The sequence below is a fragment of the Paenibacillus dauci genome (assembly GCF_000971985.1).
GTDB lineage: Bacteria > Bacillota > Bacilli > Paenibacillales > Paenibacillaceae > Saccharibacillus > Saccharibacillus dauci.
The window spans coordinates 442727-457791 of record NZ_LAQQ01000005.1 but is presented as its reverse complement, the minus strand read 5'-3'; the positions used below and the strand labels follow the sequence as shown (position 1 = coordinate 457791).

Genomic DNA, 15065 nt, shown 5'->3' with positions numbered 1-15065 from the left:
TACAGGCCGCTGTTTGCCAGGGCCGTTCTGATGTGTGTGCACGATGGCAATCGGGAGAGTTCATAAGTTTGAAGGGGGATGGTATAATTGAAAACCAAAAAGATACCGCTGCGCAAATGTGTGGCTTGCCAGCAAATGATGCCCAAGAAAACACTGGTGCGCATTGTTCGTACACCGGAAGAAACGGTAGAGATTGATTTGACCGGTAAAAAATCAGGTCGTGGCGCGTATGTATGCGGCAATATGGCCTGCTTTCAGCTGGCACAGAAGAGTCGTGCGTTTGATCGCGCACTCAAAGTGCCGGTAAGTCCGGAAATATATGAACGGCTTGCCAGCGAATTTAGCAGCGTAGAAAGCAATTTTAGTTCAGTGCAGGAGAGAGACGCTAATGAATAACGAATTATCCCTACTCGGTCTTGCAATGCGGGCTGGTAAAGTATTATCCGGGGACGAACTCGTTCTCAAAGCGATTCGTTCCGGCGACGCTTCACTTGTTGTACTGGCGGGTGATGCCTCAGCCAACACGCAAAAGAAATTCCGTGATAAGTGCAGTAGTTACCATATCCCGCTGTTGATCGGCTATGATCGTGATCAGTTGGGAACAAGCATCGGAAAGGATGGCCGTGTCGTGCTGGCATTAACCGACAACGGGTTCGCCAAGCTTCTCCGCAAACGAATAGGGGATTCGTCGGAGGTGGAATATATTGAGCACACAGGAGCAGAAGGATAAACTGAGAGTTTATGAATATGCGAAATCTCTCAATATGAGCAGCAAAGAAATCATTACGATCTTGAAAAAGCTGAATGTACCGGTCAACAATCATATGAGCGTTATGGAAAATGACGCTGTTACCAAAGTCGAAGGTTTTTTTAAAAATATCAAGTCCAATGCAGAGCAACAAGGCAATGGACAGTCAACCATAGCGGACGCTTCTTCGACGTCACGCGAAAAAAATAGACAGGAAAAGCAGGTAGGTATGGATATAAAAAATCAGAACAACTCAACCAACGGGAATACTAGGTCCCAAAGCGGTACAAGCAGTAACCGCTCTAACTCGTCGTCCAGTCAACAAGGTAATCGTAGTGCACAAGGCGGATCTTCATCCGGCCAACAGGGCAACCGCAGCTCCCAGGGTGGATCCTCCACGGGTCAACAGGGTAACCGCAGTAACAGCAATAGCCAGGGTGGCAATCGTCAGCCTAGCAGTGCAGCTTCCCGCCCTCAATCGAGTTCCCAGAATCGTCAGCCTTCCGGTCAAGTAAGAACTGCACAGAGCAGTGATGCTTCCGGCAACCGTAACAGCGGTGGCACAGGTTCAGCTTCCAACTCTGGTGGTAATCGTGGCGGCAACAGCGGCGGTAACCGTAACAACAATAACCGTGGTGGTAGCGGTGGCGGTGGTGGCCGTTTCGATAACAATCGTGGTGGCGGTGGTAACCGTAATGGTCGTGGGGGCAAAGGCCGTGGCGGACGTAACCAAAACTACAATCAGCCTCCACGCGAGAAAATCGATAACACGCCTAAGAAAATCATCGTTCGCGGTGAGATGACAGTAGGCGAGACAGCCAAACTGCTGCACAAAGATGCTTCCGAAGTTATCAAAAAGCTGATTAGCAGCGGCGTTATGGCTACAATCAACCAGGAGCTTGATCTGGATACTATCCAGCTGCTTGCTGATGATTATGGCGTAGAAGTAGAAGTGAAGATCGCAGTGGAAGATGATCGCTTCGAGACAGTGGAAGAAGTCGATGATGAAGCAGATCTGAAAGCACGTCCACCGGTCGTAACCATCATGGGTCACGTCGATCATGGTAAAACCACATTGCTGGATGCTATTCGTTCCACGAACGTAACAGGCGGCGAAGCAGGTGGTATTACTCAACATATCGGCGCATACCAGGTAGAAATTAACAAGAAAAAAATTACGTTCCTGGATACACCTGGTCACGAAGCATTTACTGCTATGCGTGCTCGTGGTGCACAGGTAACTGACATTACAATCATCGTGGTTGCAGCAGATGACGGCGTTATGCCACAGACGGTAGAAGCAATCAACCATGCCAAAGCGGCAGGTCTGCCAATTATCGTTGCTGTCAACAAAATCGATAAGCCGGGTGCGAATCCGGATAAAGTAAAACAGGAGCTCACCGAGTATGAACTCGTACCGGAAGAGTGGGGTGGAGACACCATCTTCGTTAACTTGTCTGCGAAGCAGCGTACAGGTCTCGAAGAACTGCTGGAAATGATTCTGCTGATCGCTGAAGTGAACGACTACAAAGCGAACCCGGACAAACGTGCCCGTGGTGCAGTTATCGAAGCCGAGCTGGATAAAGGACGCGGTCCGGTAGCTCGTATTCTGGTACAGAATGGTACTCTCAAAGTCGGAGACGCTTTTGTTGCAGGTAACTGTTTCGGACGTATCCGTGCGATGGTAAATGATAAAGGACGCCGCCTCAAAGAAGCTGGTCCTTCTACACCCGTAGAAATTACCGGTCTGACAGAAGTACCGCAAGCGGGCGATCCATTTATGGTATTCGAAGACGAGCGCAAAGCACGTTCGATTGCCGACAAGCGTGCAATTACACATCGTCAATCCGAGCTGGGCGCGAATACGCGTGTAACGCTGGATGATCTGTTCCAACATATCAAAGACGGTGAAATCAAAGATCTGAATGTCATCATCAAAGGTGACGTACAGGGTTCCGTGGAAGCTCTCAAAGGCTCTCTGGAAAAAATCGAGGTGGAAGGCGTTCGCGTCAAGATTATCCACCGCGGCGTAGGTGCAATTAACGAATCCGATATTATCCTGGCCGCAGCTTCGAATGCGATCGTTATCGGCTTTAACGTACGTCCTGATGTACAAGCGAAACAAACCGCTGATCAGGAACAGGTAGATATCCGTCTGCATCGCGTTATCTACAATGCTATTGAAGAAATTGAGCAGGCTATGAAAGGTATGCTCGATCCGGAATACAAAGAAGTTGTTATTGGACATGCAGAAGTCCGCAGCACATTCAAAATCAGCAGAGTTGGTACGATTGCAGGTTGTATGGTTACTTCCGGCAAAATCACTCGATCTGCCGAAACCCGCCTGATCCGCGACGGTATCGTTATCTTCGAGGGCAAGATCGATTCCCTCAAACGTTACAAAGATGACGCCAAAGAAGTGGCACAAGGTTACGAATGTGGTATTACGCTGGACGGCTACAATGATCTCAAAGAAGGCGACGTAATTGAAGCCTTTATCATGGAAGCTGTAGAGCGCTAATCGCGAGGTGAAAAGAAATGGCTAAGATTAGAACAGGACGTGTAGGCGAGCAGATCAAAAAAGAGCTGAGCCTGCTGATCCAAAATGAACTCAAAGATCCGCGTATCGGTTTTGTGACCGTTACAGGTGTAGATGTTACCAATGATCTCTCCCAGGCTGAGGTATACCTCAGCGTACTGGGTGATGATGAACAAAAACAAGGTTCTCTGAAAGGAATCGAAAAAGCATCCGGGTTCCTGCGCTCCGAAATCGGCAAGCGTATCCGGTTGCGTCATACACCGGAACTGATTTTCAAGTTTGATGAGTCCATTGCCTATGGCAACCGGATTGACCAGCTAATTAATCAGATCCACCGTGATGAAGATTCTTCCAAAGAGTAACTTCAAAGGAGACGGCAATGCAAACCTATGAACAAGCGCTTCTGGATGCGAAAGCATTCGTTGAGAAGCACGATGATTTTCTGGTGGTTTCGCATGTTCAGCCGGACGGAGACGCAGTCAGTTCCACTGTAGCAGTGGGCTGGCTTCTGTCTTGTCTGGGCAAAAAATTCACACTGGTAAATGAAGGTCCGATCCCGAAGCGTATGAGCTATCTTACACTGTCGGATCAGATTATCAACCAGCTGTCTGATGGCGGACAACGTGAATATCAGAACATAATCTGCGTCGACTGTGCAGACTTTAAGCGAGTAGGCATGGTAAAGGAATGGATGGCAGAATCCGCCGCTATTCTGAACATAGATCATCATCCGACCAATGACGGATATGGCACAGTTAATGTGATCAAGCCCGATGCTGCGGCTACAGCTGAAGTACTTTATGACTGGATTAACTGCTTTGATGTAGAATGGACCACTGCGGCAGCAGAGGCCATTTATACAGGCCTGCTGACAGATACGGGCGGATTCCGCTATTCTAGTACTTCTCCCAAAGTAATGGAGATTTCTTCCCGATTGCTGGAATTGGGAGTGAACGGTCCAGAACTGGCAGAGACGCTGCTGGAAGAAGTGACATTGGCTCAGGTCAAAGTACTTGCACTTGCTTTGTCTACCCTGGAACTGACTGCAGACGGCAAAATTGCCTATGTGCATGTTACGCCAGAGCATATGGTTATGTCAGGGGCAGAGAACGAGGATCTGGAAGGAATCGTTAACTTCATGCGCAACATACAGGGTGTAGAAGTCGGTATCTTTTTCAAAGTGATCAACGATAATGCGGTAAAAGCAAGTATGCGTTCTGCCGGCAAAGTGGATGTAGCCGCGATTGCCCAACATTTTGACGGTGGTGGACATATCAAGGCAGCAGGATGCCGGCTTGAAGGCAGTCTGGATGAAGTTATAGAAAAAGTAGTGCAGCGGGTGAAGGAGTCCTTATGAATCAGTTTGACGGAGTACTGGCGGTACACAAGCCGGCAGGATTTACCTCCCATGATGTAGTTGCCAAAGTCCGCCGTCTGGTGAGTATGAAGCGTATCGGTCATACCGGTACACTTGATCCAGCTGTTACCGGTGTGCTGCCGCTATGTCTGGGACGTTCTACACGTATTGTGGAATATTTGCAGGGAATGCCCAAAGAGTATGAGGCGACTCTGCGCTTTGGTATTGCTACCGATACGGAGGATCTCACAGGTGAGATTACCGAGCAGGTGGACGAAGTACAATTGACAGAGCAACAGGTGCACGAGGCGCTGCAGAGCATGATCGGGACTATATCTCAAGTGCCACCTATGTATTCTGCTGTCAAAGTGGACGGCAAGCGTCTGTATGAGCTAGCGCGTGAAGGAAAGACGATTGAACGCAAGGCACGTGAAGTGACCATTTACAGTTTGGAAATGACAGGCTGGAAGCCGGGTATCCATCCGGAAGTATCGTTCCGTGTACTGTGTTCCAAAGGTACCTATATCCGCACACTTTGTGTGGACGTGGGGCGTGCACTGCATGTTCCTTCCACGATGGTACAGCTGGTGCGTACACAGTCGGCAGGAATTCGTCTGGAGCAGTGTTTGACTTTTGAACAGATCGAAGAGCTTGTGCAGAACGGTGAATTGGAGCAGCATCTTATCCCCGCGGATCAGGCCATGTCCGAGCTGCCTTCATTTACAGTTGATGAAGAAGTATACCGTTCAACACTGCAGGGCAAAAAGATCGATAAGCGTCATATTCATCCTGTAGAAGATTCTTCGGTATCTGGCACTCCTCCAGCTAACCTGCCTGAACAGAATGATATGAGCTTGTTCAAGCTATATGGCCCGGAGCAGATTTTTATCGGAATTTTCCGTGAAGATGAACAGACAGGACAAATTGTGCCTGTAAAGGTATTTTTGCCTGCCTAGTGTGAAGCTATCTTCATGAGTTACAATACAGGCAGCAGAGCTGAAATGAACTAATTGCGGAAATGCAGGTGATATCATAGTGAATATCGTAAGGTTATCCTATCCCTGGGCAGAGGGCAGCAGACCTCATGCAGACCACAGCCAGATCATGGCGATCGGTCAGTTTGATGGATTGCATCTTGGACATACGAGTGTGATTGAACACGGAATCCGTCTGGCCAGAAGCCTTGGCATAGCAGCCTCGGTCATGACTTTCAATCCCAATCCCAAAGAAATTCTGGGCAAAGGAGATTATGAAGGTTATCTGACGCCTCTGTCCATCAAGGAAGAGATTTTACGTAACATGGGTGTGGATACACTGTATGTTGCTCAATTCAATCATGCTTTCTCGACGGTAACACCGGAGCAATTCTACTATGAAATGCTGCGTCCTCTCAAAGTGCATACGGCAGTAGTCGGTTTTGATTTCCATTTTGGTCACAAAGGTGCAGGTACTCCCGAGCTTCTGCGGGAGCTGGGACAGGAATCCATGCAAGTGGATACGGTGCCTGCTTTTCAGCTGGAAGGAACCAAAGTCAGCAGTACAGCGATTCGCCGTGCGCTTCGTGAAGGGGATGCTGCCTTGGCAGCCCGTCTGCTGGGCCGTCCCTACCAGATCCGTGGAACCGTTATTGATGGCGACAAGCGCGGGCGGACGATCGGATTCCCTACCGCCAATCTGGATTTAAGCGAAAAGTATGTTGTACCCAAATCAGGTGTGTATGCCGTAAGGGTAATGGCAGAAGGCGCATGGCGTGCTGGTGTCATGAATATTGGCTACAAGCCTACATTCCAGACCGGAGAGACACGTCCTAGCTTTGAAGCACATATTTTCGATTATCAGGGAGACCTGTATGGTCAGCAGCTGGCTGCAGAACTGATTGACTATATCCGTCCGGAGCAAAAGTTTGGTTCGATTGACGAACTGGTTACCCAGATCAGACTGGATGCCGAAGAAGCCAGAAGACGATTGATCTGATTTCTTTGCACTTATCCGTAATAAATTTAGAGTACAACATTGATATTCCCGATCAGGTTGTGCTATACTGATTAACGTTGCTGTTTCAAGTAAACATCCAACGCAACCTTAGCTTGGTTATTCGAGTCTCACCGCCGATAACGAGGCTAGTGGTTATTATTATGAAAATTCTAAGGAGGTGAATAGGATGGCATTAACTCAAGAACGTAAACAACAGCTGATCGAAGAGTACAGAACTCACGAGTCCGATACAGGATCTCCAGAGGTACAAGTCGCTATCCTGACTGAAAACATCGTTAACCTGCAGGATCATTTCCGCAGCCACAAAAAGGATCATCATTCCCGTCGTGGTCTTCTGAAAATGGTAGGTCAACGTCGTAAGCTTCTGGCTTACCTCAAGAAAACCGATGTTAGACGTTACAGCGCGCTGATCGAAAGACTCGGCCTTCGTCGCTAAAACTAAAGCAATTCCAAAGCAGCCTGGTTGTTCAGCCGTATGGTCTTTTCGGAGCCAACGGCAACGACCGGGTTGCTTTTTGTAAGTACACATATTTTTGAAGTTATGGATTATCATTTCCGGCAGGGAATTTGGATTTGATTATAGAATAGTGATGATGACCTAAAAAGGAGGAATTTCATGGAACAGCGAGTTGAAATGCAGCTCGGAGGCAGAACTCTGATACTGGAAACCGGCCGTTTGGCCAAACAGGCTAACGCAGCCGTAATGGTACGCTACGGTGACACATCGGTACTGTGTACAGTAACAGCCTCCTCTGAACCCAAAGATCTGGACTTTTTCCCGTTAACAGTCAACTACGAGGAAAAATTGTACGCTGTAGGTAAGATTCCAGGTGGATTTATCAAGCGTGAAGGCAGACCGAGCGAGAAAGCTATTCTGGCAAGCCGTCTGACAGACCGTCCGATTCGTCCATTGTTCCCGGAAGGCTTCCGTAATGATGTACAGGTAGCCAACTACGTAATGAGCGTAGAACAGGATTGTGAGCCTCAGATCGCTGCAATGATCGGTACTTCCGCAGCACTCAGCATTTCGGATGTTCCGTTTGACGGACCGATTGGTGGCGTGGCTGTAGGTCGTGTAGATGGCGAATTCGTCGTTAACCCTACACTGGCACAACAGGAAGTAAGCGAAATGTATCTGGTAGTAGCCGGTACCAAAGACGCAATCATGATGGTAGAAGCCGAAGCTAATGAGCTGCCGGAAGATATCATGCTGGAAGCGATCATGTTTGGTCACAGCGAAATCCAGAATATTATTGCAACTATCGAAGAGCTGGTTAAAGTTGCCGGTAAACCGAAAATGGCAGTAAAACTGCATACGGTAGACAGTGATGCCAATACTGCTGTTCGTGAATATGCATCTGCACGTCTGGTTGATGCGCTGAAAATTGCCGAAAAACAGGCACGTCAGGAAGCGATCGACAAAGTAAACGACGAAGCTGTAGCTCATTTTGAAGAGCTGTATGCCGAGACTCCTGATCTGATGGATGATGTGAAGGAAATCCTTCATGATATCGTCAAAGAAGAAGTACGTCGTTTGATTACCCATGACAAAGTACGTCCGGATGGACGTCGTCTGGAAGAAATTCGTCCAATCGAATGTGATGTAAAAATGCTGCCTAGAACGCACGGTTCCGGTCTGTTCACACGTGGACAAACACAGGTACTGAGCATTTGTACACTGGGTGCACTGGGCGATGTACAGATTCTGGATGGTATTGCACCGGAAGAATCCAAACGCTTTATGCATCATTACAATTTCCCGCCGTTCAGCGTAGGGGAAGCACGTCCACTTCGTCCGCCGGGCCGCCGCGAAATCGGTCATGGTGCACTGGGTGAACGCGCATTGTCCAAAGTGATTCCTTCCGAAAAAGAATTCCCTTATACGATTCGCGTAGTATCCGAAGTTCTGGAATCCAACGGTTCTACTTCTCAGGCAAGCATCTGTGCCAGCACACTGGCTATGATGGATGCAGGTGTACCGATCAAAGCTCCAGTAGCGGGTATTGCAATGGGTCTGATCAAAGATCAGGATCATGTATCTATTCTGAGCGATATTCAAGGTATGGAAGATCACCTCGGCGATATGGACTTCAAAGTAGCCGGTACAGCTGAAGGCGTAACTGCTATTCAGATGGATATCAAAATCAACGGTATCGATCGTGCGATCCTGTCCGAAGCATTGTCACAGGCACGTGAAGGACGACTGCATATCCTTGGCAAAATGAATGAGATCATGGACAAGCCAAGAACAAGCCTGTCTGCGTATGCTCCAAAAATCGTTATTATCAATATCAATCCGGATAAAATCCGTGACGTTATTGGACCCGGTGGTAAAGTTATCAACAAAATCATCGATGAAACTGGCGTGAAAATTGATATCGAGCAGGATGGTCGCGTCTTTATCGGTTCGTCCGATGAAGAAATGATCCAGAAAGCACAAACCATGATCGAAAATCTGGTTCGTGAAGTGAAAGTAGGCGAGACGTACCTGGGTAAAGTAAAACGAATCGAGAAGTTTGGCGCATTCGTAGAGATTCTTCCGGGTAAAGATGGTCTGGTACACATTTCACAGCTCTCTACAGAGCGTGTAGCCAAAGTGGAAGACGTTATTGCCATTGGAGATATGATTACCGTTAAAGTTACGGAAATCGATAACCAGGGCCGTGTGAACCTGTCTCGCAAAGTATTGCTGACAGCAGAAACATCCGAAAAAACGAATTCCTAATCCATTCCTTTATACAACGCATCTTCATAGCATTAACCAAAAGAGCCAGAAATTCTTCTGTCTCTTTTTTTCATTCCATCATGTTGAGTCAATACTCATATTCTGTTAGGATAGGAATGCATTTATGAAACGGGAGGTCCGCCTATGGAACGGGTACAACTGAATAATGGTCTTCGAATAGTTATGGAAAAAATGCCTACTTTCCGTTCTGTCACATTTGGGATCTGGATCAAAACCGGATCACGCAATGAAAGTCTGGTGACAAATGGAATTTCGCATTTTATTGAACATATGTTGTTCAAAGGCACCAAGCGTTACGACGCCAAACGGATTGCCGAGATTTTCGATGGTATCGGCGGTAATGTAAATGCCTTTACCAGTAAGGAATATACTTGTTTTTATGCCAAAGTGCTTGATGAACATCTGGAGATTGCACTGGATATTTTATCCGATATGTTTTTCGATTCCCTACTGGACCCTGATGAACTGGCCAAAGAGAAAAACGTCATCTTGGAGGAAATCTCCATGTATGAGGATGATCCCGACGATCTGGTGCATGACCTGGTCACGATGGCTTCCTATGGCAATCATCCACTGGCCTATCCGATCCTCGGCACAGAAGAACGTCTGAAACCAATGGGGCCGGAACAGCTGCGTTTGTTTATGAAAGATCGCTATACGGTCGAAAATACGGTGATCAGCATTGCCGGTAATATCGATGATAGTGTTGTTCCACTGCTGGAAAAGTATTTTGGTGATTTTGATGTACATGGACCGGAGCCGATTGTAACAGCACCTGTTTTTAAAGGAGAAGTTATTTTCCGCAAGAAAAAAACGGAGCAAAATCATATCTGTATGAACTTCCCTGGTGGTAAAATAGATGATCCGAGATATTATGCCATGGTACTGCTCAACAATGCACTCGGTGGAGGTATGAGCTCCAGACTGTTCCAGGAAATCCGGGAAAAGCGTGGACTGGCCTACTCGGTATATTCTTATTATACGGCTCATGCTGATAGTGGCTTGTTTACCATCTATGCAGGTACAGCACCGAAGCAGACCGGAGATGTGTTTGAACTGACTCATGCGCTGTTACAGGATCTCAAGCAAAATGGTCTTACAGCAGAAGAACTGGAGCAGGGCAAACAGCAGCTCAAAGGCAGTCTGATTCTCAGTCTAGAGAGCACCAGCAGTATTATGAACCGTCTCGGCAAAAACGAGATTATGCTGCAAAAGCATAATACCGTAGACGAGACAATCCGCTATATCGAAGAAGTGACGATGGAAGATATTCGTTCAGTCATTGACGATATGTTCGCTGAACCGTATGCTCTGGCAATGGTTGGCGGATCGGATAAAAGCATTGCACATGTAAGGAGAGATGAACTTGTCCATTAAAGTAGAAATCAAAACCCTTCCTGGAAGCGAAGGATTGGAACTTCCACGGAGAATGTCGGAACTTGCTTCCGGTTATGATCTGTATGCATCGGTTACCGAACCGATGACATTGGAACCCGGCACACGTGCCCTGGTACCTACCGGAATCGCGCTGGCAATGCCAGCCGGATTGGAAGCACAAATCCGCCCTCGAAGCGGACTCGCCTTCAAACATGGCATTACCTGCCTGAATACACCCGGAACCATCGATGCAGATTATCGCGGAGAGATCAAGGTATTGCTGATTAATCTGGGGCAGGAACCGTTTGTGATCAATCGCGGCGAGCGAATTGCACAGATGGTATTCCAGACCGTACCTGATACCGACCTGATTCAGGTAGAAGAATTATCGGAGACTGTACGTGGAGCAGGCGGTTTCGGACATACAGGAACGAAGTAATACTTTATTGTGTTAAATTCATTTTTGCGAAACAGTTGAAAGATATAACAGGGAATGATATCATTTCTACAATTATTGCAGGATACTGAAATCATATTCCGGTGCAAGCCGGCCAGGGTCTGCGGTGGTCTGTAAAAGACCGCCGTTTGTGTATTTGATCAGGTCTTGTTGTACATAGACTCTGGAATACCAAAGGGGAGAGAGATGCTAGATGTCTAATCAATTCTTTAATGTAGCTGTCGTTGGTGCGACAGGAGCAGTAGGACAACAAATCGTAAGATTGCTTGAAGAGCGGGATTTCCCGGTGAAGACACTGAAGCTGCTGTCTTCCGCACGTTCTGCCGGTAAAAAGGTTACTTTTAAAGGCCAGGAAGTGACTGTGGAAGAAGCTACCCCTGACAGTTTTGTGGGTGTGGATATCGCTTTGTTCAGTGCGGGCGGTGATATCAGCAAGGCACTGGCTCCACATGCTGTTCGTCATGGCGCAGTATGTATCGATAATACGAATGCCTATCGTATGGACCCGGATACGCCTCTGATCGTGCCGGAAGTCAATGCCGATCGTATCGCTGATCACAAGGGAATTATCGCTAATCCGAACTGTTCTACTATTCAGATGGTGGCTGCACTGAAGCCGCTCTATGATCGTTATGGTATCGAACGCATTATTGCGTCTACCTACCAGGCGGTATCCGGAGCAGGCAACCAGGCTATTGAAGAATTGAAACGTCAAAGCAAATCGGTACTGGATAACGAAACCGTAGAACCGGATATTCTGCCAGTTGGTTCGTTGCCGGTTAAACACCAGATTGCATTTAATGCGATCCCGCAGATTGATAAATTTCAGGATAACGGCTATACACTGGAAGAAATGAAAATGGTACGGGAAACCAAGAAGATCATGGAGGACGAATCGATCAAAGTAACAACGACATGTGTACGCATTCCTGTCGTATATGGTCATTCCGAATCCGTCTTTGTAGAACTCAAACAAGACTTTGATCTGGACGAAGTAAAGCAGCTGCTCCAGAATGCGCCGGGTGTTACTCTTGTGGATGATCCATCCAATCAGGCGTATCCGCTGGCTACCGAAGCCGCAGGCAAAAACGATGTGTTTGTCGGTCGTCTGCGCCGCGATCTGGGAGATGAACGCGGTCTGAATATGTGGATTGTATCCGATAACCTTCTCAAAGGCGCAGCATGGAATGCTGTACAAATCGCCGAGATCATTGCAGCAAAAACAGCAGCAGTTAGCAGCTAACGGAGGCATATTGTCATTATGGCAACTTTAATGCAAAAACAAAATATACTGGTACAAAAGTTTGGCGGTACATCGCTCTCCACTCCTGAAGCGAGAGAGCATGTGCTGCGTCATATCAGACGAGAGCTTGCCAAGCAGGTCAAGCTTGTCGTTGTCGTATCCGCGATGGGACGCAGCGGCGATCCTTATGCAACAGATACGTTATTGGATAGTACAGCGTTAAACGGCAGTATTCCATCAGCCAGAGAACGTGATCTGTTGATGGGCTGTGGAGAGATTATATCTGCGGTTACCCTGAGCGGCATGCTGTCCAGCGAAGGCATACCTGCTGTAGCTCTTACAGGAGCGCAGGCCGGCTTTATTACAGATGATAATTTTGGCAATGCCCGCATTCTGGCAGTGCGTCCGGATCGGGTACTGCGCGAGCTGGAAGCCGGCAAAGTAGTTATTGTGACCGGTTTTCAGGGGCAAAGTGAATTGGGAGATATGACTACTCTCGGACGCGGAGGCAGCGATACATCCGCTACAGCGCTTGGTGCTGCACTGCATGCCGATATGGTAGATATTTATACAGATGTAAACGGCATTTTGACCGCTGATCCACGTATTGTGGAAGACGCCAAGCCGCTTACTTATGTGAGTTATACAGAAATCTGCAATATGGCTCATCAGGGTGCCAAGGTTATTCATCCGCGTGCTGTGGAAATTGCAATGCAGGCACAGGTACCTGTACGTGTCCGTTCCACATTTGCAGAAGGAGAAGGCACGCTGGTTACCCAACCGGAACAGTTTGTAGATTCACCTGGTGGTGTCGTAGACCGTTTCGTAACCGGGATTACCTATGTAAATAATGTGACCCAGATTACCGTAGGACAGCAGGAAGGCATTGATCAGCTGCAGCTCAAAGTATTTCAGTCCATGGCTGAAAACCGGATTAGCGTAGACTTTATTAATGTTACCCCTTATGGTGCGGTATATACCGTGTTCGACAATGAAGCGCAGCGTGCGCAGGCTGTACTGGAAGAGATGAATCTTCGTCCTTCGATCTTGTCCGGCTGTGCCAAAGTATCTGTTGTCGGAGGCGGGATTAACGGAGTGCCAGGCATTATGGCCCGGATTGTTGCAGCACTTAGTGAACAGAATATATCTATTCTGCAATCAGCAGATTCCAATACTACCATATGGGTGCTGGTAAAAAAGGAAGATATGGTGCAGGCCGTAAGAGCGCTGCATAATCAGTTCCAGCTGCATGTCTGATGGGCGCAGGCCCTCTATCGAAGGAGGAAGTTTAGTGGTGGATTTTGGAAGATTAATGACGGCAATGATTACTCCTTTTAATGATCAGGATGAGATCGACTGGGAAGCGACAGGCCGGCTAATAGATTATTTGATCAATGAACAAAAGTCGGAATCGCTCGTCGTATGTGGAACAACCGGTGAATCACCAACACTCAGCGACGAAGAGAAGCTGGAGATGTTTGATTTTGCTGTCAAGCATGCAGCGGGTCGCTGCAAGATCATTGCAGGAACCGGTAGTAACAATACCAAACACTCTATTCATCTGACACAGGAAGCAGCCAAGCTGGGTGTAGATGGTGTACTGCTTGTGGTACCTTATTACAACAAGCCTAGCCAGGCAGGTCTGTATGCCCATTTCAAAGCAATTGCCGAAGCGACAGAGCTGCCGGTTATTCTTTACAATGTACCGGGACGCAGCGTAGTCAGTCTGTCAGCAGCAACGACACTGAAACTGGCAGAAATCCATAATATCGTTGGAACCAAGGAATGTGCCACGATCGAGCAGGTTACACATATTACAGGACATGCTCCTGAAGGATTCCGGGTATATTCCGGTGATGATGCAACATGCTTTGCTGCGATTGCAGTAGGTGCTTATGGTGTTATCAGTGTAGCCAGCCATGTAGCTGGTGACGAGATGGCCGAGATGATTCAGGCACATCTGCAGGGAGACTATCAAAAGGCAGCTCATATCAATCAAAAACTGCTGCCTTTGTTCCAGGGATTATTTGCTTGCCCGGATCCATTGCCTAACCCGGCTGCAGTGAAATATGCGATGTTCCAAAGAGGATATGGCAATGGTAATGTACGTCTGCCTTTGCTGGCACCATCTGCTGCTGAACGTGAATTTATCGATGCGTTGCTGTAATTTAGTAGGCAAGGGGTGAGATGACCCTTCCAATAGATTCAGCAGCAGTATTGAATACAGTAATTATGGCCGTCTGGAAACAGGCGGCTATTTTTATGCAAATAAACGGATAGAATCCGTACAGAACTTCCTTGATAAGAAAAGGAACCCTGTCTTGGAGAACGGAAATTCCTTGCTACAAAAGGATTTTACATACGCTGTAATAACATCCAATAAACTTGACTTGTGTTTTTGTTTTTTAATCATGTATAATATTCTCAAGTGACTGGGTGCGGTATAAAGTAATAGAGTTTGCTGATAGAATTCTTTGTCAGGCAGAGCGTTCGGTAAAATCGGCAAACCATGCAAGAAAATGAAACTTTCGGATGATGGTTTCTTGCATATTCAATTGGCGGAACAGCCAGTTTATATTGTCATAGCCAACATTTTCGGTTAG

The 15065-nt window shown here is 47.4% G+C and carries 14 protein-coding genes; all 14 read left to right on the top strand.

Annotated features, from left to right (window positions below; genetic code table 11):
• Positions 1 to 87: 87 nt before the first annotated feature.
• The 14 genes from rnpM to dapA all read left to right on the top strand — a co-directional run bounded on the left by rnpM (position 88) and on the right by dapA (position 14629).
• A complete protein-coding gene (rnpM, locus tag WH46_RS19745) occupies positions 88 to 396 on the top strand; it encodes an RNase P modulator RnpM (protein WP_017813719.1) in 309 nt (102 codons plus the stop codon).
• The gene (locus WH46_RS19740) at positions 389 to 730 is read left to right on the top strand and encodes a YlxQ family RNA-binding protein (RefSeq protein WP_017813720.1); all 342 of its coding nucleotides are present in this window, start codon (positions 389 to 391) and stop codon (positions 728 to 730) included. Before rnpM ends, WH46_RS19740 begins: the two co-directional genes overlap by 8 nt.
• Positions 705 to 3269, top strand: a complete 2565-nt coding sequence (gene infB, locus WH46_RS19735) for a translation initiation factor IF-2 (RefSeq protein WP_046228025.1) — start codon at positions 705 to 707, stop codon at positions 3267 to 3269. The genes WH46_RS19740 and infB overlap by 26 nt, the downstream gene beginning before the upstream one ends.
• Before the next feature lie 17 nt (positions 3270 to 3286).
• On the top strand, positions 3287 to 3649 hold the full coding sequence (gene rbfA / locus WH46_RS19730; protein ID WP_017813722.1) for a 30S ribosome-binding factor RbfA: 363 nt from the start codon (positions 3287 to 3289) through the stop codon (positions 3647 to 3649).
• A 17-nt stretch (positions 3650 to 3666) separates the two neighbouring features.
• Entirely contained in the window at positions 3667 to 4644 is a 978-nt protein-coding gene (locus tag WH46_RS19725; RefSeq protein ID WP_046228024.1) for a DHH family phosphoesterase, read from the top strand.
• Positions 4641 to 5600 (top strand): tRNA pseudouridine(55) synthase TruB, encoded by a 960-nt coding sequence (gene truB, locus WH46_RS19720; RefSeq protein WP_046228023.1) that lies wholly within the window; start codon positions 4641 to 4643, stop codon positions 5598 to 5600. The genes WH46_RS19725 and truB overlap by 4 nt, the downstream gene beginning before the upstream one ends.
• Positions 5601 to 5679: 79 nt before the next feature.
• Positions 5680 to 6618 carry a bifunctional riboflavin kinase/FAD synthetase gene (locus tag WH46_RS19715; RefSeq protein ID WP_017813725.1) on the top strand — a complete coding sequence of 313 codons (939 nt, stop codon included), beginning with the start codon at positions 5680 to 5682 and terminating at the stop codon, positions 6616 to 6618.
• Between the two features lie 187 nt (positions 6619 to 6805).
• Positions 6806 to 7075 carry a 30S ribosomal protein S15 gene (gene rpsO / locus WH46_RS19710; protein WP_017813726.1) on the top strand — a complete coding sequence of 90 codons (270 nt, stop codon included), beginning with the start codon at positions 6806 to 6808 and terminating at the stop codon, positions 7073 to 7075.
• Between the two features lie 180 nt (positions 7076 to 7255).
• On the top strand, positions 7256 to 9364 hold the full coding sequence (pnp, locus tag WH46_RS19705; protein ID WP_017813727.1) for a polyribonucleotide nucleotidyltransferase: 2109 nt from the start codon (positions 7256 to 7258) through the stop codon (positions 9362 to 9364).
• Between the two features lie 144 nt (positions 9365 to 9508).
• On the top strand, positions 9509 to 10762 hold the full coding sequence (locus tag WH46_RS19700; protein WP_046228022.1) for a M16 family metallopeptidase: 1254 nt from the start codon (positions 9509 to 9511) through the stop codon (positions 10760 to 10762).
• Entirely contained in the window at positions 10746 to 11201 is a 456-nt protein-coding gene (gene dut / locus WH46_RS19695; RefSeq protein ID WP_036629987.1) for a dUTP diphosphatase, read from the top strand. Before WH46_RS19700 ends, dut begins: the two co-directional genes overlap by 17 nt.
• 211 nt (positions 11202 to 11412) lie before the next feature.
• Positions 11413 to 12462: an aspartate-semialdehyde dehydrogenase gene (locus WH46_RS19690; protein ID WP_046228021.1), complete on the top strand. Its 1050-nt coding sequence runs from the start codon at positions 11413 to 11415 to the stop codon at positions 12460 to 12462.
• Between the two features lie 18 nt (positions 12463 to 12480).
• The gene (gene dapG / locus WH46_RS19685; protein ID WP_017813731.1) at positions 12481 to 13719 is read left to right on the top strand and encodes an aspartate kinase; all 1239 of its coding nucleotides are present in this window, start codon (positions 12481 to 12483) and stop codon (positions 13717 to 13719) included.
• A gap of 34 nt (positions 13720 to 13753) precedes the next feature.
• Positions 13754 to 14629, top strand: a complete 876-nt coding sequence (gene dapA / locus WH46_RS19680; RefSeq protein ID WP_017813732.1) for a 4-hydroxy-tetrahydrodipicolinate synthase — start codon at positions 13754 to 13756, stop codon at positions 14627 to 14629.
• Positions 14630 to 15065 lie beyond the last annotated feature (436 nt).

Excerpts from the sequence above, each read along its gene's own strand:
- dapG (WP_017813731.1), top strand. The coding sequence starts at position 12,481 with ATGGCAACTTTAATGCAAAAACAAAATATACTGGTACAAAAGTTTGGC.
- rpsO (WP_017813726.1), top strand. The coding sequence starts at position 6,806 with ATGGCATTAACTCAAGAACGTAAACAACAGCTGATCGAAGAGTACAGA.
- dut (WP_036629987.1), top strand. The coding sequence starts at position 10,746 with ATGAACTTGTCCATTAAAGTAGAAATCAAAACCCTTCCTGGAAGCGAA.
- WH46_RS19690 (WP_046228021.1), top strand. The coding sequence starts at position 11,413 with ATGTCTAATCAATTCTTTAATGTAGCTGTCGTTGGTGCGACAGGAGCA.
- pnp (WP_017813727.1), top strand. The coding sequence starts at position 7,256 with ATGGAACAGCGAGTTGAAATGCAGCTCGGAGGCAGAACTCTGATACTG.
- rbfA (WP_017813722.1), top strand. The coding sequence starts at position 3,287 with ATGGCTAAGATTAGAACAGGACGTGTAGGCGAGCAGATCAAAAAAGAG.
- WH46_RS19740 (WP_017813720.1), top strand. The coding sequence starts at position 389 with ATGAATAACGAATTATCCCTACTCGGTCTTGCAATGCGGGCTGGTAAA.
- truB (WP_046228023.1), top strand. The coding sequence starts at position 4,641 with ATGAATCAGTTTGACGGAGTACTGGCGGTACACAAGCCGGCAGGATTT.
- WH46_RS19725 (WP_046228024.1), top strand. The coding sequence starts at position 3,667 with ATGCAAACCTATGAACAAGCGCTTCTGGATGCGAAAGCATTCGTTGAG.
- WH46_RS19700 (WP_046228022.1), top strand. The coding sequence starts at position 9,509 with ATGGAACGGGTACAACTGAATAATGGTCTTCGAATAGTTATGGAAAAA.